General features: G+C 72.1%; 8 protein-coding genes and 1 riboswitch. Of the genes, 2 read left to right on the top strand and 6 right to left on the bottom strand.

The features are described from left to right. Positions 1-122 precede the first annotated feature (122 nt). From CU044_RS21105 to CU044_RS21090, 4 genes are all read right to left on the bottom strand, one after another. Positions 123-332, bottom strand: a complete 210-nt coding sequence (locus CU044_RS21105) for an MbtH family protein (protein WP_129770274.1) — start codon at positions 330-332, stop codon at positions 123-125. Continuing rightward, positions 329-14602: a non-ribosomal peptide synthetase gene (locus CU044_RS21100; protein ID WP_129770273.1), complete on the bottom strand. Its 14274-nt coding sequence runs from the start codon at positions 14600-14602 to the stop codon at positions 329-331. The genes CU044_RS21105 and CU044_RS21100 overlap by 4 nt, the downstream gene beginning before the upstream one ends. A 108-nt stretch (positions 14603-14710) precedes the next feature. Further along, complete coding sequence (locus tag CU044_RS21095; RefSeq protein WP_205124098.1) at positions 14711-15754, bottom strand: iron-siderophore ABC transporter substrate-binding protein; 1044 nt, start codon at positions 15752-15754, stop codon at positions 14711-14713. A 127-nt stretch (positions 15755-15881) separates the two neighbouring features. Next, a complete protein-coding gene (locus tag CU044_RS21090) occupies positions 15882-17234 on the bottom strand; it encodes a lysine N(6)-hydroxylase/L-ornithine N(5)-oxygenase family protein (protein ID WP_129770272.1) in 1353 nt (450 codons plus the stop codon). Positions 17235-17485: 251 nt separating this feature from the next. On the opposite strand from CU044_RS21090, the gene CU044_RS21085 reads away from it, so the two are divergent. Together CU044_RS21085 and metE are read left to right on the top strand one after the other, a co-directional pair. Continuing rightward, positions 17486-18433, top strand: a complete 948-nt coding sequence (locus CU044_RS21085; protein ID WP_129770271.1) for a methionyl-tRNA formyltransferase — start codon at positions 17486-17488, stop codon at positions 18431-18433. A gap of 84 nt (positions 18434-18517) precedes the next feature. Next, positions 18518-18736: riboswitch (cobalamin riboswitch) on the top strand. 160 nt (positions 18737-18896) lie between these two features. Then, positions 18897-21215: a 5-methyltetrahydropteroyltriglutamate--homocysteine S-methyltransferase gene (gene metE, locus CU044_RS21080; RefSeq protein WP_129770270.1), complete on the top strand. Its 2319-nt coding sequence runs from the start codon at positions 18897-18899 to the stop codon at positions 21213-21215. Positions 21216-21297: 82 nt separating this feature from the next. Here metE and CU044_RS21075 read toward each other — a convergent pair whose 3' ends face one another. Both CU044_RS21075 and CU044_RS21070 read right to left on the bottom strand, forming a co-directional pair. Beyond that, positions 21298-23379 (bottom strand): SpoIIE family protein phosphatase, encoded by a 2082-nt coding sequence (locus tag CU044_RS21075; RefSeq protein WP_129770269.1) that lies wholly within the window; start codon positions 23377-23379, stop codon positions 21298-21300. A 295-nt stretch (positions 23380-23674) separates the two neighbouring features. Beyond that, entirely contained in the window at positions 23675-24814 is a 1140-nt protein-coding gene (locus tag CU044_RS21070; protein WP_129770268.1) for a PQQ-dependent sugar dehydrogenase, read from the bottom strand. Positions 24815-24908: the final 94 nt, after the last annotated feature.

The raw sequence follows: 24908 nt of genomic DNA, 5'->3' as shown, positions 1-24908 counted from the left end.
GAGCCTCGCGCCGTCGGAGGGCTGTGCGGACCGCGGACCGGCCACACGCGGAACGCCGCCGTCCATGGAGGGGGTTCTCCATGGGCGGCGGCGTCCGGCCGCGCGGGGCGGTGCGGTGCGGGTCAGCCCTGCTGAGCGACGAGGCTCGCCGGACGCAGGTCCGTCCAGTGCTCCTCGACGTACGCGAGGCAGGCCTCGCGCGTGTCCTCGCCGAAGGCGGTCCGCCACCCGGCGGGAACCTCCGCGAAGGACGGCCACAGCGAGTGCTGGTTCTCTTCGTTGACCAGGACCAGGAAGCGGCCCTGCGGGTCCTCGAACGGGTTGGTGGTCATGCGGTGTCACTCCTTGTGGACAGGGCGGTGAACAGCTCCGAGAGCGGCTGCTGCGGGTCGGCTGCCACGGTACGCAGCAGCCTCTGGAGTTCGTCGGCGAGTCGTCGTGCCTCGGCGGTGGAGAGCAGGTCGGTGGCGTGGATCAGGCCGCAGTGAACGGGGCCGTCACCCTGAGGCTCGTAGAAGCTGAGGGTCAGCCGGGCCCGGGCCGAACCGGTCGGTACGGCGTCGAGGGAGCCGACGCCGCCTTCCAGCCGCTCCAGGTCCGCCTGCTCGTGATGGATCACCATCACCCGCGGGCCCTCCGGAGGCAGTCCGGTCGCCCGTACGACCTCCTCGAACGGGACTTCCTGCCGGTCGAGGGCGCTGAGCGTGGTCTCCCGGACGCGGGACAGCAGTTCCACGAACGTCGGGTCGCCCGCCACGTCGGTGCGCAGCACGACCGTGTTGAAGAAGCAGCCCACCAGGTCGGCCAGTTGATCGTCCGTGCGGCCGGCGACCATCGTGCCGATGGGCAGGTCCGTGCCCGCGCCGTGGGCGGTGAGCAGCGCCGCCAGGGCGGAGTGCAGAACCATGAACATGCTGGTGCCGGTGGCGCGGGCCAGATCGTCCACGGCCGCGTGCGTCCGCTCGTCGAGGACGAAGCCCACCTGGCCGGCGCCGGGCGAGGAGGAGCGGGGGCCGTCCGCCGGGAGAACCGGCTCGGCGGGTACGTCCTTCAGCGTCTCCCGCCAGTAGGCGAGCTGGCGGCCGCCCCTGCTGTCCGGATCGTCCAGGTCGCCCAGGATCTCACCGGCCCACTGGGCGTAGTCCGCGTACGAGACCGGCAGTGGGTGCCACTCGGGCGCCCGGCCTTCGGCACGGGCCGCGTACGCCGCCGTCAGGTCGCGGAAGAGCGGGACGACGGACCACTCGTCCACCGCCAGGTAGTGCATGGTCAGCAGCAGCGCCTGCTCCCCCGTGGCCGCCGTCAGCAGGTGGGCCCCGAGGGGTGCCCCGCGGACCGGGTCCGGAGTTCCGGCCGCCAGTTCCGTCAGGCGGGCCTCCAGGTCGTCGCACTCCTCCGGCTCCAGGACCGGAGGCTCGGCGGCCCGGTGGTACAGCGCGCCGTCCCGTTCCGTGAACGCCGTGCGGAGCGGTTCGTGACGAGCGGTCACATCGGCCAGCGCGGCGGACAGCGCCGCCGTGTCCAGACCGCCGGACGAGCGCAGGACGAGCGCGTGGTCGAAGCGCGCGGCACGGCGGTGGGCGTCCCACTGCCAGCGCTGGACCGGAGCGGCCGCCTGCGGCTGCCGGTGTTCCCGCGCCGGGCGCAGTGCCGGGCGGGCCGTCGACGCGTCCTTCAGCTTGCCTTCGAGACCGGCGACGGTCAGCGCGTCGAAGACGTCCCGGATGCTCAGCTCGGCCCCGAACTCGGCGCGGATACGGGCCAGGAGCCGCATCGACGCCATGGAGTGGCCGCCCAGCGCGAAGAAGTTGTCGTGGATGCCGACCTGCTCCAGCTTGAGGATCTCGCAGAACAGACCGGCGAGCCTGGCCTGCGCCTCGGTGGCCGGGAGCGCGCCGCCGGTCATCGCGGCCCAGTCCGGCGCGGGCAGCGCCTTGCGGTCCAGCTTGCCGTTGGGGGTCAGCGGCAGCGGGCCGTCCAGGGGCACGACGAGCGCCGGGACCATGTACTCGGGCAGCACACCGGCCATATGGGCGCGCAGCTCGCGCGGGTCCAGCGCGCCGGCGTCCGGTACGGCGTAGCCGACGAGCCGGACGATGTCGCCGTCGCGGTCGGGCACCACGGCGGCCTGCGCGACCGAGGGGTGTCCGGCGAGGGCCGCCTCGATCTCACCCAGTTCGATACGGAAGCCGCGGACCTTGACCTGGGTGTCGACCCGCCCGAGGAAGTCGAGGTTGCCGTCCGGGCGCCAGCGGGCGCGGTCACCGGTGCGGTACATCCGGCCGCCGGGCGGGCCGTACGGGTCGGCGACGAACCTCTCCGACGTCAGGGCGGCCTTGCCGAGGTAGCCGCGCGCGAGGCCGCGTCCGGAGACGTACAGCTCGCCCGCGACGCCCGGCGGGACGGGCCGCAGGTTCTCGTCCAGGACGTAGCAGCGGGTGTTGGGGTCGGGCCGGCCGATGGGCACGCGGCCGGACGGGCGCCCGCCGTGCTCGCGCGCGGGCCACAGCGTGGAGTTGACGGTCGCCTCGGTGAGCCCGTACGCGCAGATCAGGTGGGCCGTGTCGCCGAACCGCTCGAACAGGTCCGGCGGCACCGTCTCCGTACCGACCAGGACGGTCGACCCCTCGGGCAGCTCGCATCCCGGCGGCAGGGCCGACACGAGGGACGGCGGAAGGATCATATGGGTGATCCGCTGGTCGGCGAGGAAGTCGGTGAGCGCGGGGCCGGCGACCCGTGCCTCGTCGGTGATGAGAACGAGCCGGCCTCCCTGGCACAGCGCCATGGACAGCTCGAAGGCGAAGACGTCGAAGCCGGTCGACGCGAACTGAAGGACATGGCTGTCGCGTTCGAGACCCATCCGGTCGACCGCGGTGGCGACGAGACTGGCGATGCCCTCGTGCGGGACGACCACGCCCTTGGGACGGCCGGTCGAACCGGACGTGTAGATGACGTACGCGGCCTGGTCCAGGCCGACCCGCCCGCCCTCGACGGCGGTCTCGGGCAGAGCGTCCAGTTCCGCGGCCACCGACGGCTCGTCGAGCAGCACCACCGGCACGCCCGCCACGTCCGGGATCTTCCCCGCGACCGGCTCGGTGCCGACCACGAGCGCCGCCCGCGAGTCCTCGATCATGTACGTCAGGCGGTCGGCCGGGTGGATCAGGTCGAGCGGCAGGAACGCGGCGCCCAGCTTCATCGCGGCGAGCACCGTGGCGACCATGTCGACCGAGCGGGGCACGGCCACACCGACCACGCTCCCGGCGCCCACGCCGCGTGCGGCCAGCAGCCGGGCCACGCGGTTGGCGCGGGCGTCGAGCCGCGCGTACGTCACGGAGCGGGCGCGGTCGACGACGGCGACCGCGTCGGGGCGCTCGGCGAGGCGCCGTGCGAACAGCGCGGGGAACGACTCCTCCTCGACCTCGCGGGCCGTGGTGTTGAAGCCTTCCAGGACCATCCGCCGCTCGTCGTCGGCGAGGATCTCCGCCCGCGAGACGGGCTGCCCGGGTGCGGCGACGAGGGCCGCGACGAGCGCCAGGAGGCGATCGCCGAAGCGTGCGGCGGTCTCGTGGTCGAACAGCTCGGTGGCGTATTCGAGGCGGCAGCCCAGTGAGCCCGCTCCCCCGTCGGCCGGGGTGTGCTCGGTGAAGCTGAACACGAGGTCGAACTTGGCCGAGCGGACGCGGAACGGCACGTAGTCCGCCCGGAGGCCGGGCAGTTCCAGTCCGTCGCCCGTGCGGGCGTGGTAGCCGACCATCACCTGGAACAGTGGGTTCCGGGACAGCGAGCGCGTCGGGTTGAGCTTCTCCACGACCGACTCGAACGGCACGTCCGCGTGCGAGAACGCGGCCAGGTCGGTCTCCCGCACCCGGGCCAGCAGTTCGGTGAAGCTCGGGTCGCCGCTCAGGTCCGTGCGCAGCACGAGCGTGTTGACGAAGAAGCCGACCAGGTCGTCCAGCGCTTCGTCGCCGCGTCCCGCGATGGGCGAGCCGAGGGGGATGTCCGTGCCGGCGCCCATGCGGTACAGCAGGGCGGCCACGGCGGCGTGCGCCACCATGAACATGCTGGCGCCGGTCTCGCGGGCGAGCCGCTTGAGCCCCTCGTGGACGCCGGTGTCGAACGTGAGGTCCAGCTCGGCGCCGGAGAACGCCGGCCGCGCCGGGCGCGGCCGGTCCGTGGGCAGTTCCAGCTCCTCGGGCGCGCCCTCCAGCGTCGTGCGCCAGTACTCCAGCTGCCGGGCCGCCAGACCGGCCGCGTCCGCCGGGTCGCCGAGCAGGCGCTGCTGCCACAGCGCGTAGTCGGCGTACTGGACCGGCAGCGGCTCCCACCGCGGTGCCGCGCCGGAGACGCGGGCCGCGTAGGCGGTGGCGAGGTCGCGGAGGAACGGGCGGTCCGACCACTCGTCGGTGGTGATGTGGTGCAGCAGCAGGACGACGACGTGGTCCCGCGGTGTCAGCTCCACGATCGTGGTGCGCAACGGCGGTTCCGCGGCGAGGTCGAACGGCCGGTTGACGGCCGCGTCGACGAGGGCGGGCACCTCGTCCTCGGTGGCGCGCAGCCGCTCCACGACGGGCCGTGCCTCGTCGGCGGGCAGCACGTGCTGGATCACCTGGCCGTCGGGCTCCACGAACACCGTCCGCAGGGCCTCGTGGCGGGCCGTCACATCGGCGAGCGCCGCGCCCCACGCCTCGATGTCGAGGTCGCCGCGCACCCGCATGACCAGCGGGAAGTTGTACGCGGCGGAGGCACACTCGATCTGCTGGATGACCCACAGCCGCTGCTGGGCGTACGAGAGGGGCAGCACGTCGGGCCGCTCACCGGCGGTCAGCGCCGGGCGGGCCGCGCCTCCGGAGCGGGCCGCGCGCTCGACCAGTTCGGCGACGGTGGGCGCCTCGAACAGGTCGCGGATCGCGAGTTCGGCGTCGAGCGCGGTCCGGGCGCGGCTCACGAGACGGGTGGCCAGCAGTGAGTGGCCGCCCAGCTCGAAGAAGTCGCTGTCGATGCCGACGCTGCCCTCGGGCAGGCCGAGCACCTCCGCGAAGAGGGCGCACAGCGTCTCCTCGCGCGGCGTGCGGGGATCGCGGCTCGTGCCCGTCGCGGCGAAGTCCGGGGCGGGCAGGGCCCGTACGTCCAGCTTGCCGTTGACGGTGAGCGGCAGCGTGTCCACGGGGACGAGCGCGGACGGGACCATGTAGTCGGGCAGCCCCGTCTTCAGGTGGTCGCGCAGCCGCTGGAGCAGGTGCTCGCCCGGCTCCGTGCCGTCCTCCGGCGCGAAGTAGCCGACCAGGCGCTTCGTGCCGGTGCTCTCGTTCACGACGACCGCCGCGTGGGCGACCTCGGGGTGCGAGGACAGGGCCGTGGAGATCTCGCCCAGTTCGATCCGGTAGCCGCGGATCTTCACCTGGTCGTCGGTACGGCCCAGGAAGTCGAGCAGGCCGTCGGGGCGCTGCCGTACGAGGTCGCCCGTGCGGTACATCCGCTCGCCCGGCTCCCCGAACGGGTCCGCGACGAACCGCTCGGCACTCAGAGCGGGACGGTCGTGGTAGCCGCGGGCCAGACCGGTGCCGGCGATGTACAGCTCACCGGGGCTGCCCGGCGGAACCGGGCGCAGCATGGCGTCCAGGACGTAGGCGCGGGTGTTGCGGATGGGCATGCCGACCGTGGGGGTCGCGCTGTCCGTCGTCGAGCCGCCGAGGGTGTTGATGGTGTATTCGGTCGGCCCGTACAGGTTGTAGCCGTAGGTGCCGTCGGTGCGGCGCAGCTTCGTCCATACGGTGTCGGAGACGGCCTCGCCGCCGAGGAGGACGAGAGCCGGGCGGTGCTTGCCGGCCGTGTCGTCCCGGTCGAGGAGGCCCTCCTCGATGAGGAGCTGGGCGTAGGTGGGGGTCACGTTGACCACGTCGACCTGGTGCCGGTCGCAGTAGGCGACCAGCGCCTCGGCGTCGCGGCGCAGATCCTCGTCGCAGACGTGCACCTCGTGGCCCTCGACGAGCCAGAGCAGTTCCTCCCAGGACATGTCGAAGGCGAAGGACACCGTGTGCGCGATGCGCAGCCGCCGTCCGCCGGCCGAGGCGATGGCCGGGTCGAAGATCTCCTTCTGGTGGTTGAGCTGCATGTTGGTCAGTCCCCGGTAGGGGGTGACGACGCCCTTGGGGCGGCCGGTGGAGCCGGAGGTGTAGATGACGTACGCCGGGTGTTCCAGCCGGTCCCGCACGTCGTGGGCGAACGCGCGCCGCTCGTCGTCCGCGATCTCCCCGCCGGGCAGGGCCGCCAGTTCGGCGGCCACGGCCTCGTCGTCCAGGAGGAGTTCGGGAGCCGCCGCGCCGGTGTCACCGCGGAGGGCCGGGGCGACCGCCGTGGTGGAGACGAGGCACAGGGGTCCGGTGTCCTCGACCATCAGCCGCAGCCGGTCGGCCGGGTGGTCCAGGTCCAGCGGCAGGTACGCGGCGCCGGTGCGCAGGACGGCGAACAGCGCGGCCACCATGTCGATGGACCGGGGCAGCGCCAGCGCCACGACCTTCTCCGGTCCCGCGCCCCGGGCGAGAAGCAGGCGGGCGAACCGGTTGACGCGCGCGTCCAGTTCGGCGTACGTGAGGGCGCGCTCGCCGAAGACCAGCGCCACGGCGTCGGGGGTACGGCCGACCTGGGCCGTCAGCATGTCGGCGATGGTCTCGTTCGGCACGGGCTCCCGGCTGCCTGCCCACCCGGCCGTCAGGGCGGCGCGCTCCGGCGGCAGCAGCAGGTCCACGCCGACGGTACGGGCGGAGGCGGCGTCCGGGGCGGCGAGGCTCTCCCCGAGCCGTTCGAGGACGGTGGTGAACCGTCCGAGGATCGTGGTCGCGGCCTCCGCGCCGAACAGGTCGGGCCGGGCCGCCAGGGTCACCCGCAGCCGGGTCTCGGGCGTGACGATGAGCGTGAGCGGGAAGTGGGTGCCGTCCACGTTCGACACGTCGGTGATGCCGTGCCGCTGCCGGAGCTCCGCCGCCCGGTCCTCGCCGTCGGCGGAACGGAGCACGAACAGTGTGTCGAACAGGCGTCGGTGGCCGGTCTCCTGCTGGATCGTGCCGAGTCCGACGTACTCGTACGGCATGACGGCGGCCCGCTCGGACTGCATGCCGCGCAGCAGGTCGAGCAGCGGCTCGTCCGGCGTGAACCCGACCCGTGCCGGGATGGTGTTGAGGAACATGCCGATGATGCCGGCGACGTTCGGCACGTCCGCGGGCCGTCCGGCGACCGCCGTGCCGAAGACGACGTCGTCGCGGCCGGTCATCGCGGAGAGGACCAGGCCCCAGGCGGCGTTGAGCACCGTGTTCAGGGTGAGGCCGTGCCGCCGGGCCACGGCGCGCAGCCGGTCGCTGGTCTCCCGTGTCAGCACCGCGTCGAAGTCGGCCGGGATGACCGGATCCGCGTCGCGGCCCGTCGGGGCGACGAGGGTCGGCTCGTCGAGACCGCCGAGCGCGCCGCGCCACGCGTCGAGGGCCCGGCTCGTGTCCTGCTCGTCGAGCCACGCCAGGTAGTCGCGGTAGGAGCCGGGGGCGGGCAGGCCCGTGGTGTCGCCGGCCCGCTCGTAGAGCGTGAACAGTTCTTCCAGGAACAGCCACGCGGACCAGCCGTCCCACAGGATGAGGTGGTGGGTGACGACGAGCCGGTCGCGGCCGTCGTCGAGCCGGATCAGCTGGAGGCGGCAGAGCGGCGGCGCCGACAGGTCGAAGCGCCTGCGGCGGTCGGCGGCGAGCAGCTCGTCCACGCGGGCGCGCCGCTCCTCCGCGGGCAGTCCGGAGAGGTCGGTCTCCACCAGCGGGATCTCGGCACCGTCCACGATGAACTGCACGGGCCGGGGCGGGCCGTCGCTGGTGAACCCGGCGCGCAGGCTGGCGTTGCGCTCCAGGAGGGCCCGGCAGGCGGCGCGCAGCCGGGCGATGTCCAGGCGGTGGTCGAAGTCCAGGGTCTCCTGCGACAGATAGACGTCGAGCGCGTCTCCCGCGTCGTAGGTGGCGTGGAAGTACATGCCCTCCTGGAGCGGGGAGAGCGGCCAGATGTCGGCGACCGGCAGCCCGGCGACGGCCTCGACGCGGGCGTTCTCCTCCGGCGACAACTCCAGTCCGCCCAGCGGCGCGGGGGCCGGGGACTCCGTCGGCAGGCCGGCGGTCAGCTGGTCCAGGAGCGCCTTCAGGGCCGGGTCGGCGCCTGCCCCGGACCGCTGCTGCTGGGCGAGCACGGCCTGGAGGGCGGCGGCGGCCTGCCCGGCCTCGGCGGCGGACACGGTCACGGCGCCGGTGGGCGCGTCGGTACCGGGCCGGTCGGCGGGAGCGGGCTCCGCGGGCGCGCTCGCGGCCGCCGCGGCGAGCGCGGCGGGCGTGCGGTGCTCGAACACATCGCGCGGGCTGATGGTCAGTCCCCTTTCACGGGCCCCGGTGGCGACGGCGATCGAGGTGAGGCTGTCGCCGCCGAGCATGAAGAAGTCGTCGTCGGCACCGATCCCGGCCAGGCCGAGGACGTCGGTGAAGATCTCGCACAGGGCGCGTTCGCGCTCGTCCCGGGGCGCCCGGCCACCGGCCCCGGGAACGACGGACGGCGAGGGCAGGGCGTTCTGGTCGAGCTTGCCGCTGGGTGTCAGCGGCAGTTCGCCGACGGCCACGACGGCCGTCGGCACCATCGCCGCGGGCAGTGCCCCGGCGAGCGCCCGGTGGAGGGCTTCGGCGTCCAGGGCGGCGCCGGGGGCGGGTACGGCGTAGCCCAGAAGCACCCCGTCACGGACGATGACGGCGGGGCGGGCGACACCCGGCAGGGCGGCCAGGGCGGCTTCGATCTCGCCCAGCTCGACGCGATTGCCGCGGATCTTCACCTGCCGGTCGGTGCGCCCCAGGTACTCGACGGCGCCGTCGGCGCGGCGCCGGACCAGGTCGCCGGTCCGGTACATCCGCTCGCCCGGCCCGCCGAACGGGTCGGCGACGAACCGCTCGGCGGTCAGGCCGTGCCGGTGGTGGTAGCCGCGGGCCAGCTGGACGCCGGCCAGGTACAGCTCGCCGGGCACGCCGTCCGGGACGGGGCGCAGGAAGGCGTCGAGCACGTACAGCCGGGTGTTCCACACGGGCCGGCCGATGGGCACGGCGGGCTCGGTACCGCCCTCGTACGGGAAGTACGTGACGTCGACGGCCGCCTCGGTGGGGCCGTACAGGTTGTGCAGCGGTACGGGGCCCTGGCTGTGCCGGGCCGTCAGCTCCCGCCAGCGGCGGGCGTCCGGTCCGGTGAGGGCCTCGCCGCTGCAGAACACCCGGCGCAGGCTCGCCGTCCAGTCCGGGGCGTCGGCGGCGGCGTCCATCGCCTGGACGAACGCGGCCAGCATCGACGGTACGAAGTGCGCCGTCGTGATCCGCCGGGCGTGGATCAGCTCGGCCAGGTACGCCGGGTCGCGATGGCCGTCGGGCCGGGCGAGGACGACCGTCGCGCCCTCGGTCAGGGCCCAGAAGAACTCCCAGACGGACACGTCGAAGCTGGACGGGGTCTTCTGGAGCACCCGGTCGTCGGCGGTGAGTCCGTACGCGCCCTGCATCCAGCCGAGGCGGTTGACGATCGCCCGGTGGGTGACGGTGACGCCCTTGGGGCGCCCGGTGGATCCGGAGGTGTAGATCAGGTACGCGGGGTGGTCGGGTCCCGCGTGCGCGCCCCGGGTGTCGGGGACCTCCTCGTCGTGGTCCACGACGAGGTGTCCGAGACCCGGCACGCCGGGCAGTCGCCCGGCCGAGTCGCTGGTGGTCACGACGGTCCGCGCCCCGGAGTCGGCGAGCATGAACGCCACCCGGTCGGCGGGGTAGTCGAGGTCCACGGGCAGGTAGGCGGCGCCCGCCTTGTGCACGCCGAGCAGCGCGACCATCAGCTCCGCGGAACGGGGCACCGCGACCGCGACGAACCGCTCCGGGCCGGCGCCGCGTGCCCGCAGCCGCCGGGCGAGTGCCTCCGCGCGCCGGTCCAGCTCGGCGTAGGTCAGGGTGGTGTCCTCGAAGACGACGGCCGGGGCGTGCGGGGTCCGTGCCACCTGTGCGGCGAAGAGCGAGGCGAGGGTGGCGTCCGCGTCGGGCAGCGGGTGCGCCGTGGCGTTCAGCGCGGTCAGGCGCTCCCGCTCCCGGCCGGACAGCAGCCCGACCCGGGCGACGGGGCGGGCGGGGTCGGACAGGAGTGCCCGCAGCAGCGCCTCGAACCGGCGGGCGATCACCGCCACGGACAGCTGGTCGAGCCGGACCGCGTCGTACGTGAACCGCAGGGACAGATGGGCGCCGGGCTCGACGATCAGCGCGAGCGGGTAGTGCACGGCGTCGAACACCTCGGCGCCGGTGACGCGCAGCGCGTCCTGTCCGGTGGACAGGTCACCGGACGGGAAGTTCTCGAACACCACGAGGGTGTCGAAGAGTTCCCCGCCGCCCGCGATCCGCTGGATCTCGGCGAGCCCGAGGTGCTGGTGGTCGAGGAGGGCCGCGTGCTCGTCCTGGACGCGCCGCAGCAGGTCGACGGGCGACTCCCCCGGGCGCAGGGTGACGCGGGCCGGCACCGTGTTGATGAACAGGCCCACGGCCGAGTCCAGGCCCTCGACCTCGGTGGTGCGCCCGGAGACGGTGGTGCCGAACACGATGTCCTGGCTGCCGGTCAGGCCGCCGAGCAGCAGGGCCCAGGCGCCGTGCACGACGGTGCTGAGGGTGAGGCCGTGGCCGCGGGCGAAGGCGGTCAGGTCGGCGGTGAGCGACTCGGGCAGCCGGACGTCGACGTGCTCGGACCCGGCGGCCGGTGCCGTCTGCTCGTCGCCCGTCGCGACGGAGGAGGCGGAGGGAGACGCAGAGGAGGAGGCAGAGGCGGAGGCGGTCAGCCGGGTGGCGCCGTCCAGACCTGCCAGAGCCCGCCGCCAGGCGTCGCGGGCGGCGTCGCGGTCCCGGCCGGCCAGCCAGGAGAGGTACGGCCCGGGGGCGGACGGCTCGGGCAGGGCCTCGCCCCGGTGGGCTGCGGTGAGTTCGCGCAGCAGGACGGAGACGGACCAGCCGTCGGCGATGATGTGGTGCAGGGTGAGCAGGAGCCGCCGACGCTGCCCGTCCCGGATCAGGGCGGCCCGCAGCAAGGGCGGCCGGGCGAGGTCGAACCGCTCGGCACGGTCCTGGCGCAACAGGTCTTCCAGCGCGGTGTCGGCGGTGTCCGCCTCGCGCCACGGAAGGGCCGCGTGGTCGGGGATGCGCTGGACGACGTCGCCGCCCGGGAGCTGGCGGAACGAGGCGCGCAGCAGCGGGTGCCGGTCGAGCAGCAGTTGGAGGGACTGACGCAGTCGGTCCGGGTCGACGGTGCCCGCGAGGTCGAGGAGTTCCTGGACGACATACAGGTCGCCGGCCTCCGGGTCGAACTCCGCGTGGAAGAAGAAGCCTTCCTGGAGCGGGGAGACGGGCAGGGCGTCCTCGTCGAGCGGGACCACCCGTACGGCCGTCCCGGGCGCCGGTGCCCCGTCCGCGCCCGCCGGGCCCGCTGTCCTGGCGAGCGCCGCCACGGTCCGCTGCCGGAACACATCGCGTGGGGTGATCACGAGTCCGGCGTCGCGGGCGCGGTTGACCAGCTGGATCGCGACGATGCTGTCGCCGCCCAGCTCGAAGAAGCTGTCGTGGACGCCGGCCGACGGCAGTCCGAGCACCTCGGCGAACAGCGCGGCGAGCGTGGTCTCGGCCGGGGTGGTGGGCGCGTCGCCGCCTGCCGTCGCGGTCCACCGGGGCTCGGGCAGGGCGCGGCTGTCGAGCTTGCCGTTGGGCGTCAGCGGCAGCGGCCCGTCGAGCCGTACGACGGCGGAAGGGACCATGTGATCGGGCAGCGCCTCGGCGATCCGGGCACGCGCGCCCGCCACGGAGGCGTCCGCGTCCGTACCCGCCTCGGCCACGAGGTAGGCGACGAGCCGCTTGGCGCTCCGGTGGTCCTCGCGGACGAGGACGGCGGCCTGGGCGATGCCGGGGCAGGCCATGAAGGCGCTCTCGATCTCGCCGGGCTCGATGCGGTGTCCGCGTATCTTGATCTGTCCGTCGGCGCGGCCCAGGAACTCCAGGTTGCCGTCGGCGGCCCAGCGGACGCGGTCGCCCGTCCGGTACATGCGCGCGCCCGGCTCGGCCGCGTACGGGTCGGCGACGAAGCGCTCGGAGGTGAGCCCCGGCCTGCCGAGGTAGCCGCGGGCGAGGCCGCGTCCGGCGACGTACAGCTCACCGACGGCGCCGACCGGTACGCAGCGGAGCGCGGAGTCGAGCACGTAGGCACGGGTGTTGGGGTCGGGCTCGCCGATGGGGGCGGGTCCCGGCCTGTCCGGGGTGGCGGTCCACAGGGTGGAGTTGACGGTGGCTTCGGTGAGGCCGTACGCGACGACCACCCGGAGCCGGCCCGACCAGCGGCCGATCAGCTCACTGGGCACCGCTTCGGTGCCGACGATCAGCACGGCGCCGTCGGGCAGGTCGCACTCCTGCGGCAGGGCCGAGACGAGGGACGGCGGCAGGATCATGTGGGTGGCGCGATGGTGGGCGATGTAGTCCGTGAGGGCGGGTCCGGCGACGCGCCGCTCGGTGGGGACGACGATGACGCGACCGCCCACGCACAGGGACATGATCAGGTCCCAGACCGTCACGTCGAAACCGGCGGAGGCGAACTGGACGACGCGGCTGTCGGATGTGATGCCGATGCGGTCGGTGGCGGTGGCGACGAGACTGCCGACGCCGTCGTGCGAGACGACGACGCCCTTGGGCCGGCCGGTGGAGCCCGAGGTGTAGATGACGTACGCGGCCCGGTCCAGGGTGAGGGGCACATCCGGGTCCGTGGCGTCGAGGGCGGCGCACGCGGAGGCCACGGACGGGTCGTCGAGCAGCAGGTGGCCGACGCCGGCGGTCTTCGGGAGGACGTCGGACAGCTCACGGGTGGTGATGACGGTGCGTGCCCCGGCGTCGTCCAGCATGTAGCGGACGCGGTCCTGCGGGTGGTCGACGTCCAGGGGCAGATAGGCGGCCCCCGCCTTCATGACCGCGAGCAGCGACACCACGAGTTCGGGGGAACGCGGCATGGCCACGGCGACGACGTCCTCGGCGCCCACGCCACGGGCGGCGAGGAGGCGGGCCAGCCGGTTGGCCGCCGCGTTCAGTTCGGCGTAGGTCAGCTCCCTGTCCTCGCAGACGAGGGCGACGGAGTCCGGGGCGCGGCGGACCTGGCGCTCGAACGCGGCGGGCCAGGAGAGGTCGGCCGTCTCGCGCGGTGACACGCCGAACTCGTCGAGGAGCCGGGCGCGTTCCGCGCCCGAGGTCAGCTCGATGCGGCCGACGGGGCGGTCCAGGTCCTCGGACAGGTCGGCCAGCAGCGCCAGGAAGCGGCGCTCGTGGGCGCGCAGGGTGTTCTCGTCGCACATGTCCGCGTCGGCGTCGATGTGGACCCGGAAACCCAGTCCCCCACGGGTCTCGGCGAAGCTGAGGGCCAGGTCGCTGACGGGGCCGACCCAGACCGGTTCGAGTGCGCTCTCGTGGTCGGAGAACCGCAGGTCGTCGCCGCGGGGCAGGACGTTGACCGTCGGGCCGACGAGCTCGGGCACGCCGTCGGCCAGGCCCAGTTCCCTGGCGAGGTCCTCGGCGCGGTAGCGCCCGTGGTCGACCGCCTCGGTGACCGCGTCGCGTACGCCGGCCAGAAGCTCGGTGCCGGTCGTGTCCGGACGGACGGAGAGCCGCAGCGGGACGATGTTGGACACCATGCCGGGGATGCCGGCCGACACGGCGTCCTGGCGGGCGGCGATCGGCAGGCCGAGGACGAGGTCGCGCTCGCCGCTGACACGGTGCAGGTAGGCGGCCACGGCCGCGATGAGCAGGCGGGAGACGCGGGTGCCGGCCCGCTCGGCGGCGGCGTACAGCGACTGGACGCGTGCGGCGGACAGGTCCGATGTGCGTCGCAGCCGCCGTGTCATGAGCGCCGGGGCGCGTTCCACGAGGCGTACGGGCTCGGGGCGTTCGGCCATGCGGGCCAGCCAGTAGGCGCGGTCCTCCTGATGGCGGTCCGAGGCGCGGTAGGCCAGGTCCGCCTCGACCAGACGGGAGATCCGCCAGTCGCCGGGGGCGGGAGACCGGTCGCCGTCGGTGTAGATCTCCCCCGCCCGGCGCGTGATGAGCGCGACGCCCATGCCGTCGTTGACGATGTGGTGGTAGCGCTGGTACCAGGTGACGTGGTCGTCCGTCAGGCGCAGCAGGGCCTGGGCGAAGAGGGCGCCCCCGGCCGGATCGGCCGGGCGATCGCGCTCGGCGTCCATCCAGTCGGCGGCGGCCCGCTCGGGGTCCGGGGCACCGCGCAGGTCGACGACCGGGACGTCGAAGGGGACGGGTGCGGGCGTCTGCCGGGGTCCGCCGTCCCCGGCGTCCACCCGCACGTGCAGGCTCTCGGCCTCCCCGACGGCCTGCCGGACGGAGGCGGCCAGGCGGTCGAGGTCGATGCGGCCTCGCAGGTCCAGAGCGAAGACGATGTTGTAGGCGGAGCTATCCGGGTCGATCTGCTGGGCAAGCCAGATACCGGACTGCCCACCCGTGACGGGTATGCCGGAAGCGGATGTCCGGTCCGACTCGACGTCAAACATCGTTCGAAAGGGCCTTTCCCTGGTGGTACGTCAGTGAGGTGTGTCGCGGGTCCCGTCCCTCCGCGCTCCTGCCGGGCGCGGAGGGGCGGGACCCCGTTGGACCGGCGCTTACTTGATGGCCGCGATCAGCGGCTCGACCTCGTCGATGGCGTAGGGAATCGAGAGGACGGTGTTGAAGGAGAAGGCCGCGCCGATGTCCGGGTCCTGGTACGGGACGAACAGGTCACGCTTCTCCTGGTGGACCTTCAGCTTCCGGTAGAGCGGCTCGGCCTTGATGCGGTCGTTGGCCTCCGTGCTGGAGGTGACCCAGACGAGACGGTCGACGTCGAGCACGTTCAGCTTCTCGGCGCTCAGTTCGGCCACGTTCCAGCCCGGCTTCGCCAGAGTGTCCAGCTCGGGCTTCAGCTTGAATCCCAGCTCGGAGAAGAAGATCGACTTCGGGTCGGTCTTCGTGAAGCCCGAGTACTTGCCCGCCTCGAAGCTGTCGGCGACGGCGAGGGTCTTCCGGGCGAACCCGGGGTTCTTCTCGCGCACGGCCTTGAAGCGCGCGTCGATGCCCGAGATCAGCTTCTCGCTCTCCGCCTCCTTGCCGAGGGACTTGCCGATCTGCCGGGTCATCACCTGCCAGGACGCCCCGTAGTCGGGCAGGCCCTTGGGCTGGGCGACGACCTTGGTGAACTTCGACAGCGTGTCGTACTGCTCCTTCTTCATCCCCGAGTACTGCGCGATGACCAGGTCCGGCTTCAGCGCCGCGATCTTCTCGATGTTGTACTCGTCACGCTCGCCGACGATCTCCGGCTTGGTGGAGCCCCACTTGTCCTTCGTCCAGGGCCACTTGCCGTACGGCTGCTCCTTGAACCAGTCGACCGCCCCGACCGGCTTGACGCCGAGCGCCAGCACCGCGTCCTGGTCCGACAGGCCCAGGGTGACCACCCTCTTCGGCTCCGCCTCGACCGTCGTGCTGCCGTACTTGTGCTCCACCGTCACCGGGAAGGCGGCCGACGAGTCGCCCGCCGCGCCCGAGGGCTTCGACTCGGCCGTGTCGGTACCGCCCCCACAGGCGGACAGAGCGAGTGCGGCGGCGGTGGCGACCGCCACACGGGGGACGTATCTGACGAAACGCGTCAGACGGGGGCGCGTACCAGTGGACACGGTTGTTCCTTTCACGGGGATTGCACGGTGCGTGCCACGCCCGTCGCGTACGACGGCGCCAGGAGGCGAGCGTGGCGGTGGGATCGGGGAGGTCTGTCAGGGAGGGGGCTCGGGGACGGAGGAGTCCTCAGCGCACGGAGCCGATGCCGTCGGCGACCGGCCGGGACTCGCCCCGCGCGGGCTCCTGGCCACGGTCGAGGATCGAGTCCAGGATCTCGCCGACCCTGATCGCGGTGTTGGAGAGCAGGGACGACGTGATGCCGTGCGTGTGCTCGGTGCCGCCCTGGAGGTAGATGCCGCAGCGCAGTTCGGGGTCCGTCGTGATGCGGTAGTCCCGCTCGACGCGCACACGGCCCTGGCCGTCGCGGTGGCAGCTGTCCGCGACCTCGCCGAGGAGGCCGAGGGGGTCCGCCTGGCTGTAGCCGGTGGCGAGGACCACGACGTCGGCGTCCAGTACCTCTTCCTCACCGTTGACCAGGGAGGTGATGGTGGCGCGGACCTGGCCCTCGGCCTCCTCGACGGCGGTCAGCCGCGAGATGTTGAGGAAGCGCAGCCGCTCGGTGCCCAGGACCTTCTCCTGGTACGCCTGCCGGTACAGGTCGTCGATCAGATCGATGTCCACGACGGAGTAGTTGGTGTTGCCGTGGTAGTCCATCAGCCGCCGCTTGATGTCGTCGGGGGCCGTGAAGTACTCGTCGACCGCCTCGGGGTCGAAGATGCGGTTGGCGAAGCTGCTGTCGTCGGCGGGGCTGTAGCCGTAACGGGAGAAGACGGCGCAGATCTCGGCGCCCGGGAAGCGGCGGTGCAGGTACGCCACGTTCTCGGCGGCGCTCTGGCCGGCGCCGACGACGATGAAGCGAGTGGGGTCCGCGCCTTCCAGGCTGTCCACCTTCGCCAGGAGGTCGGAGTTGTGCCAGACCCGCTCGGTCCGCTCGATCCCCTCCGGCAGGAGGGGGCGCAGACCGGTGCCGATGACGAGGTTGCGGGCGCGGTGGACGACCGTCTCCGTGCCCGAACGGGCCGTCACATCGACGTACTCCACGACTCCGTCGCGTATGACGGGGGCGACGGCGATGACCTCGTGGCCGTAGGAGACCATGTCGTCGACCTTCGCCGCGGCCCACTCGAAGTAGTCGTGGAACTCGACGCGGAGCGGGAAGAGGTTCTTGTGGTTGACGAAGTCGATCAGCCGGCCCTTGCTCTGCAGGTACCGCAGGAACGTGTACTCGCTGGACGGGTTGCGCAGCGTCACCAGGTCCTTGAGGAAGGACACCTGCATCGTCGCGTCGTCGATGAGCATGCCGCGGTGCCAGCCGAAGTTCGGCTGGCTCTCGAAGAAGTGAGCAGTGACCGCCTCCTGCCTGCCGACGCTCGCGTTGTGCTCGCTGAGCGCGATCGCCATGGCCACATTGGACGGCCCGAAGCCGATTCCTATGAGGTCGTGGATCAGAGGTGCGTCGCCAGGAAGAACCTGTGACATGTCACTCCCATCGTGCGGGACAGCCGCCTGTCAGGCGTGGGTGAGAAGAAACGAAGACGCCGAGCCCGCCGAGAACACCGGCCAGTCGAACTTAGGTAAAGCTAACCTGACCTAGGTCGACCTGTCGACCGGATGAATCGGACAAGTGACCCACCCCGGTGCCGAACGGCCCTCAGAACGGCGCCCGTTGCATCCTTAGGTAAGGCTTGCTTTACTTACTGCGATCATTCGCTCTTCTGAGGAGGAACCCCATGCGGGTCGTCATGTTCGGTTACCAGACCTGGGGACATCGCACCCTGCGAGCGCTCCTGGACTCCGAGCACGACGTGGTGATGGTCGTGACACACCCCAAGAGCGAGCACGCCTACGAGAAGATCTGGAGCGACTCGGTCGCCGACCTGGCCGAAGAGCACGGCGTCCCCGTCATCATCCGCAACAGGCCGGACGACGAGGAGCTGTTCCAGCGGCTCAAGGAAGCCGGTCCGGACATCATCGTGGCCAACAACTGGCGCACGTGGATCCCGCCGCGGATCTACGGCCTTCCCCGCTTCGGCACGCTGAACATCCACGACTCGCTTCTGCCGAAGTACGCCGGTTTCTCGCCGCTGATCTGGGCCCTCATCAACGGGGAACCGGAAGTCGGCGTCACGGCCCACATGATGGACGAGGTGCTCGACGCGGGCGACATCGTGGACCAGCGCGCGGTGACCGTGGAGCCCACCGACACCGCCACCGATCTGTTCCACAAGACCGTCGGCCTCATCGCCCCCGTGACGGTCGGCGCCCTGGACCGGATCGCCTCCGGGCAGACCGAGTTCACCAAGCAGGACCGCTCCGAGGCCACCTTCTTCCACAAGCGGGCCGAGGAGGACATCCGGATCAACTGGGACTGGCCGGCCGACGTCCTGGAGCGCCTGGTCCGCGCCCAGTCCGCGCCGTACCCGAGCGCCTTCACCTTCCACAGGGGCAAGCGCCTGGAGGTCCTGACCGCGGTCGTTTCGGAGGGCCGCTACGGAGGCACTCCCGGCCGCGTCTTCTACCGCGAGGGCGAGGGCGTGGTGATCGTCGCCGGCGCGGACGCCCGCACCGGCCGTAACCACGGCCTGGCCATCACCCGCGTACGGACGGAGGACGGCCGCGAGCTGCCCGCGACCGAGTACTTCACCTCCATGGGCGGCTACCTCACCAGCCGTCCCTGACGACCTGCCCCCGGGGGCGGATCCCGTGTCTCATGTCACGTTCCGGAATGTGAGCGGTGGTGCGCGAGGAATGGTCCGCCCTCTAGGCTGGACCGTGCAGCTGGTTCGCCCTGTCCGCCAGGCAGGCGCGTCGTAAGAGGGAACCCGGTGGGAATCCGGGACTGCCCCGCAGCGGTGAGCGGGAACGACCGCCGTCATACGCACTGGATCCGACCGCGGATCTGGGAAGCGACGGCCAGTAGGAATCTGCCCCGGCAGACGTGCCCGCGAGTCCGAAGACCTGCCCGTTGCCCGTACGTGACCGATCGCGTGCGGATATCCCGGTGACCTCGTGGGCGGGTCGGCGTACATACCAGACGGAAGGCCGCGCGGATGCGCGAGCCGGGTCCGTACGGTTCGTCACCCCTTCGCGTCCGCGTCCCGTCTCCGGGAGTTCAGGAGTCATCTCGCGAAGGAGATTTCCGTGACAGCGAAGTCCGCGGCCGCGGCAGCACGGGCCACCGTGTACGGCTACCCCCGCCAGGGTCGGAACCGTGAACTGAAGAAGGCCATCGAGGGCTACTGGAAGGGCCGCGTCACCGCCGACGCCCTGAAGGAGACCGCCGAGGGCCTGCGCCGTTCGAACTGGCGGCAGTTGGCCGACGCCGGCATCCACGAGGTGCCGACAGGTGACTTCTCGTACTACGACCACGTCCTGGACACCAGTGTCATGGTCGGCGCTGTCCCCCAGCGGCACCGTGCGGCCGTCGAAGCCGACGCGCTCGACGGCTACTTCGCCATGGCGCGTGGCAACCAGGACGTGGCTCCCCTTGAGATGACCAAGTGGTTCGACACCAACTACCACTACCTGGTACCCGAGTTGGGCCCGGACACGGTCTTCGCGGCCGACTCCGCCAAGCAGGTCGCCGAGCTGACGGAAGCCCTCGCGCTCGGCCTCGCCGCCCGCCCGGTGCTGGTCGGCCCGATCACCTACCTCCTGCTGGCCAAGCCCGCCCCGGGGGTGGCCGCCGACTTCGAACCGCTGACCCTGCTGGACCGGCTGCTGCCCGTCTACGCCGAGGTGCTCGCCGAACTGCGCGCCGCCGGCGCCGAGTGGGTCCAGCTCGACGAGCCCGCCCTGGCCCAGGACCGCACGCCCGCCGAGCTGAACGCCGCCGCCCGCGCGTACCGTGAACTCGGCGGTGCGTCCGACCGGCCGAAGCTGCTCGTCGCCTCCTACTTCGACCGGCTCGGCGAGGCCCTGCCCATCCTGGCGAAGGCCCCGGTCGACGGTCTGGCACTGGACTTCACCGACGCGGCCGCCGCCAACCTCGACGACCTCGCGGCCGTCGGCGGACTGCCCGGCAAGCGTCTCGTCGCGGGCGTCGTCAACGGCCGCAACATCTGGATCAACAACTTCGAGAAGTCGCTGTCCACCCTCGCCACCCTGCTCGGCCTCGCCGGCCGGGTCGATGTGGCCGCCTCCTGCTCCCTCCTGCACGTACCGCTCGACACCGCGGCCGAACGGGACATCGACCCGCAGATCCTGCGCTGGCTCGCCTTCGCCCGTCAGAAGACCGACGAGATCGTCACCCTGGCCAAGGGACTCGCCCAGGGAACCGACACCATCGCCGCCGCGATCGCCGCCAACCGCGCCGACCTCGCCTCCCGCACCAACTCGGCGATCACCCACGACCCGGCCGTACGCGCCAGGGCCGCCGCCATCACCGACGCCGACGGCCGCCGCTCGCAGCCGTACACCGAGCGCGCCGCCGCCCAGCGCGCCCACCTCAGGCTGCCCTTGCTGCCGACGACCACCATCGGCTCGTTCCCGCAGACCGGTGAACTGCGCACGGCCCGCGCCGATCTGCGCACGGGGCGGATCGGCACCGCCGGCTACGAGGAGCGCATCAAGGCCGAGATCGGCGAGGTCATCTCCTTCCAGGAGAAGACGGGCATCGATGTCCTGGTGCACGGCGAGCCCGAACGCAACGACATGGTCCAGTACTTCGCCGAGCAGCTCACCGGCTACCTCGCCACACAGCACGGCTGGGTCCAGTCGTACGGCACCCGCTACGTCCGCCCGCCGATCCTCGCCGGCGACATCTCCCGCCCCGAGCCGATGACGGTGCGCTGGACCTCCTACGCCCAGTCACTCAGCGAGCGCCCCGTCAAGGGCATGCTCACGGGCCCGGTCACCATGCTCGCCTGGTCCTTCGTCCGCGACGACCAGCCGCTCGGCGACACGGCCCGCCAGGTGGCCCTCGCCCTGCGCGACGAGGTCGCCGACCTGGAGGCGGCCGGCACCTCGGTCATCCAGGTCGACGAACCCGCCCTGCGCGAGACACTGCCGCTGCGCACCGCCGGCCACGCCGCGTATCTGGACTGGGCCACCGAGTCCTTCCGCCTCACCACCAGCGGTGTGCGTCCGGACACCCAGATCCACACCCACATGTGCTACGCCGAGTTCGGCGACATCGTCCAGGCCATCGACGACCTCGACGCCGACGTCATCAGCCTGGAGGCCGCCCGCTCCCACATGCAGGTCGCGAGCGAACTCGCCGCACACGGCTACCCCCGCGAGGCGGGCCCCGGCGTGTACGACATCCACTCCCCGCGCGTGCCCGGCGTGGACGAAGCCGCCGCGCTGCTCCGCAAGGGGCTGGAAGCCATCCCGGCCGACCGGCTGTGGGTCAATCCCGACTGCGGTCTGAAGACCCGGGGCTGGCCCGAGACCCGCGCGTCCCTGGAGAACCTGGTCTCCGCCGCCCGCACGGTACGGGCGGAACTTCCCGGATCCTGATGTGAGCCGAGGGCCGGGAGGGGGCCGTCGTGTCCCCCTCTCGGCCCTGACCGGCGCCTCGGTGGATCAGGGGTGCGGTCGGTCAGGGGTGCGGTCGAGGCCGGGCGATCAGTATCGCCACGTCGTCCTGATCGTATGGATCACGCAGCGTGTCCAGAAGACGGTCGCAGGTTTCCTCCAGAGAACGGCCGGGAGCGTCGAGCACACGGAGGAAGACGTCGAGGCGTTCGTCGATGGCGTCGCGGCGGGTTTCGACCAAGCCGTCGGTGTAGAGGACCAGTTGGTCTCCGGGGTACAGGGGCGCGGTGGTTGTCTCGAAGGGGACCCCGCCGACCCCGAGAGGTGCGCCGGACGGCAGGTCGAGCAGCTCGGGAGGCCGGCCGGTGGGGATGAGTGCCGGAGGCAGGTGTCCGGCCCCGGCGATGCGGCATCGGTCGCTGTGCGGGTCGTATTCGACGTAGATGCAGGTGGCGAAGTAGGGCTCCAGACCGGCGGTGATCTTGTCGAGGTGCCGCAGCACCTCGGAGGGCGGGAGGTCGAGGTCGGCCAGCGTGGCGGTGGCGGTGCGCAGGCGGCCCATCGCGGCGGCCGCGTCGATGCCGCTGCCCATCACATCGCCCACCACGAGCGCGGTCCTGTCCCCCGCGAGGGGGATGACATCGAACCAGTCGCCGCCCACCTCGTTGGTGGCGACCGCGGGTTGGTAGCGCGTGGCGACCTCCAGGCTCTCGGGCGGCGCCGGTCGCGGCAACAGGCTGCGCTGGAGGGTCACCGCCGTGTTGCGGACGCTCTCGTACAGGCGCGCGTTGTCGAGGGACACCGCGGTCCGGCCCGCCAGTTCACCGGCCAGGATGGAGTCGTCCGCCGTGAACGGGAGCGCGTTGGGGCCGCGCATCAGGCTCAGCACTCCCCGTGCCTCGCCCTGGGCGGCCAGCGGTATCGCGAGATACGAGTGGATGCCGTTCCTGGCCAGGGCGGCGGCGGCTCCGGCGTCGCGGGCGATGCGCGCCAGATCGCCTTCGTCCACGTGAGCCACCATGACCGGGCGACCGGTCCGCAGGCACTGGGTGACCAGCCGGTCGGCGTCGTGGCGGACCAGCTGGTCGGCGGTGCCGAAGGCGGGGGCCACCTCCGCGGGGCAGGCGGCCTTCATCGCGAGGGTGCGCAGGAGCACCGGGCCGCTGTCGAGTGCCGCGGGGCGGCGCTGGCCCAGGGTGGAGTCGAGTACGTCCACCACCGCGATGTCGCTGAGTCCTGGCACCACGACGTCGGCCAGTTCACGGGCCGTCTGTGTGATGTCCAGGGTGGTTCCGATACGGGCGGAGCCCTCGGCGATCAGGCCCAGACGCCGGCGTGCCTCGGCCGCCGCTGTGATCGCGCCGTACCGATCGGTGACATCCACTACCGACGTGGCCACACCCAGAACCTGTCCGTGGGAATCCTCCAGCCGGTAGACGGAGACGGACCAGGCGTGATCGTTGCCAGGGTCGGCCGCGGTGCGGCCGATGGTGTACGTGTCGATCTGAGGGCGGCCGGACTCGAGCACGTCCCTGGCCAGCGCTTCGGACGCCTCGACGCTGATCGAGGGCAGGATCTCGCCGAGACTCCGGCCCAGCTGGTCCTTGGCCGGCAGACCGTGGATCCGTTCCATCGCCGGATTGACGGCCACAAAGCGCAGCTCGGTGTCCAGTACCGCCAGCCCGATCGGCGACTGGGCGATCAACTGCGTGGACAACGCGATGTCCCGCTCCACTTCACGCAGCGTCGACGCGTCCGTGGCGGTACCCAGCGCGAAGAAGTCCCCCTGGTCGCCCGGTAGTCGCGTCCAGCGGAATTCCACCAGCCGCGTACCGCCGTGCTCGGTCCGGACGGGAACGGTACCGGACCAGCCCACGCCGGTCTCCAGCATCCGTTCGTACGTGCCGGCCACCAGGTCCGCGCATCGGTCGTCGACCAGCAGCCGCGCCGCGTGCCGTCCCAGCGCTTCCCGCGCGGAGTAACCGAAGAGCTCTTCGGCCCGCGGGTCCCACAGGACGATCCGCCCGGCCGTGTCCAGCGCCACGACCGCAACGCCGAGGGCGTCCAGCACCCCGCTCGGCCGCTCCGGGAAGGGGCCGGAGGAGTCGCCGGCACCCCCGGCATCGAAGGATCCCGATTCACCCATCCCGGACGCTCCTTCCACCTGCCGGTGCGGGGCGTTCCCGGTGCGCCGCCCTGGAGCCGCGGCGCCGGGATGTCTCCCGTGCCTTTCCGGTGCTTCCATGGTCTCCCGAGACGGTCGGCGACGCACCGTACCGGTCGGGGCCGTGTGGTCACGTTCAGTAGCGTGCCATCGGAGGCCGCGCAGCACATCAGGCCCGGTGCTGACTTCTCAGCACCGGGCCTGACCTGGTGTGTTTCATCCACCGGAGCGGTGGGCCGTCAACCCACGGCCCCTTCGAACCGGACCGGACTCGTGGTTACGCCGGGTCGATACGGGAGATGCTGCCGCCGATGCCGAGCACGTACAGCTCGCCGTCGCCGTCCTGCACGAACGAGATGGTCTCGCCGCCGTTGACCCCGAGGTCGCTCTCGCCGGTCACCTTGCCGTTCTCTATCTGCAGCGCGCGGACGGTGCCGTCGCAGTAGTCGCTGAACAGGTACTGCCCCTTGAGCTCCGGGATCGCGTCGCCCCGGTAGACGTATCCGCCGGTCACCGAGCAGCCCAGCCCGTTACGGTCGTACTCGTGGACCGGCGGCACGTGGTTCGCGGGCTCCGTCCCGCCCCGGAAGGGGTGGTTGCCCTCCATCGAGGACCAGCCGTAGTTCTCGCCGCCCTCGCTGTCCGCCGGGGCCCAGTCGATCTCCTCCCAGGCGCTCTGGCCGACGTCGGCGATCAACAGGTCGCCCGTGCCCGCGTCGAAGGAGAACCGCCACGGGTTGCGCAGCCCGTACGCCCAGATCTCGCCCTTGGCGTTCGGGTCGTCCACGAACGGGTTGTCCGACGGGATCGCGTACGGCTCGCCGCCGCTCGGGTCGATCCGCAGCAGCTTGCCGAGCAGCGTGTCGAGCTTCTGCCCGTTGCCGTGCGGATCGCCGCCCGAACCGCCGTCGCCGAAGGCGATGTAGAGATAGCCGTCGGGGCCGAACCTGATGTCGCCGCCGTTGTGGTTGGAGTACGGCTGCGTCTGGGTGAGGACCGTGCGCCGGGTGTCCGGCTGGAGCTTGCCGTCCTGTACGGCGAACTCGTCCACGGTGCTGGTGCCTTCAAGGTTGGTGAACGAGATGTAGAAGTGCGCGAACTCCTTGTCGAACGCGATGCCCAGCAGGCCGCGTTCGCCGTCGGTGGTGGTCTCGCCCGATATGTCGAGGACGGGCGCGCCGAGCCCCTGATCGCCCAGGACCCTTACGGTGCCCGCGCGTTCGGCTATCCAGACCGTGTCACCGGGCCCGGCGGCGCCGGCGATGGGATTCTGGGCTGTGGCCACTTTCGTGAGCGCCACTTCGGCCGCCGCCTGACGCGGGACGGCGGGCTCGTCGGCGGACGCCGTGGTTAAGGCGAGGGAAGCGACGAGGCAGATGGAGCCGATGATCGCCGAGCTTCTGGTGCGAACTTTCACCGTGACCCTCCTGGTGCGGCGAATGGGGGGAACCCGGCTGCTTTGGGCAGGTGTATGGGCGTCGCCCGTGCCAGCACGCAACCTGGGTGGGGGG

This window comes from Streptomyces sp. L-9-10 (genome assembly GCF_004151105.1).
Lineage (GTDB): Bacteria > Actinomycetota > Actinomycetes > Streptomycetales > Streptomycetaceae > Streptomyces.
This window is presented reverse-complemented; position numbering and strand designations above follow the sequence as displayed.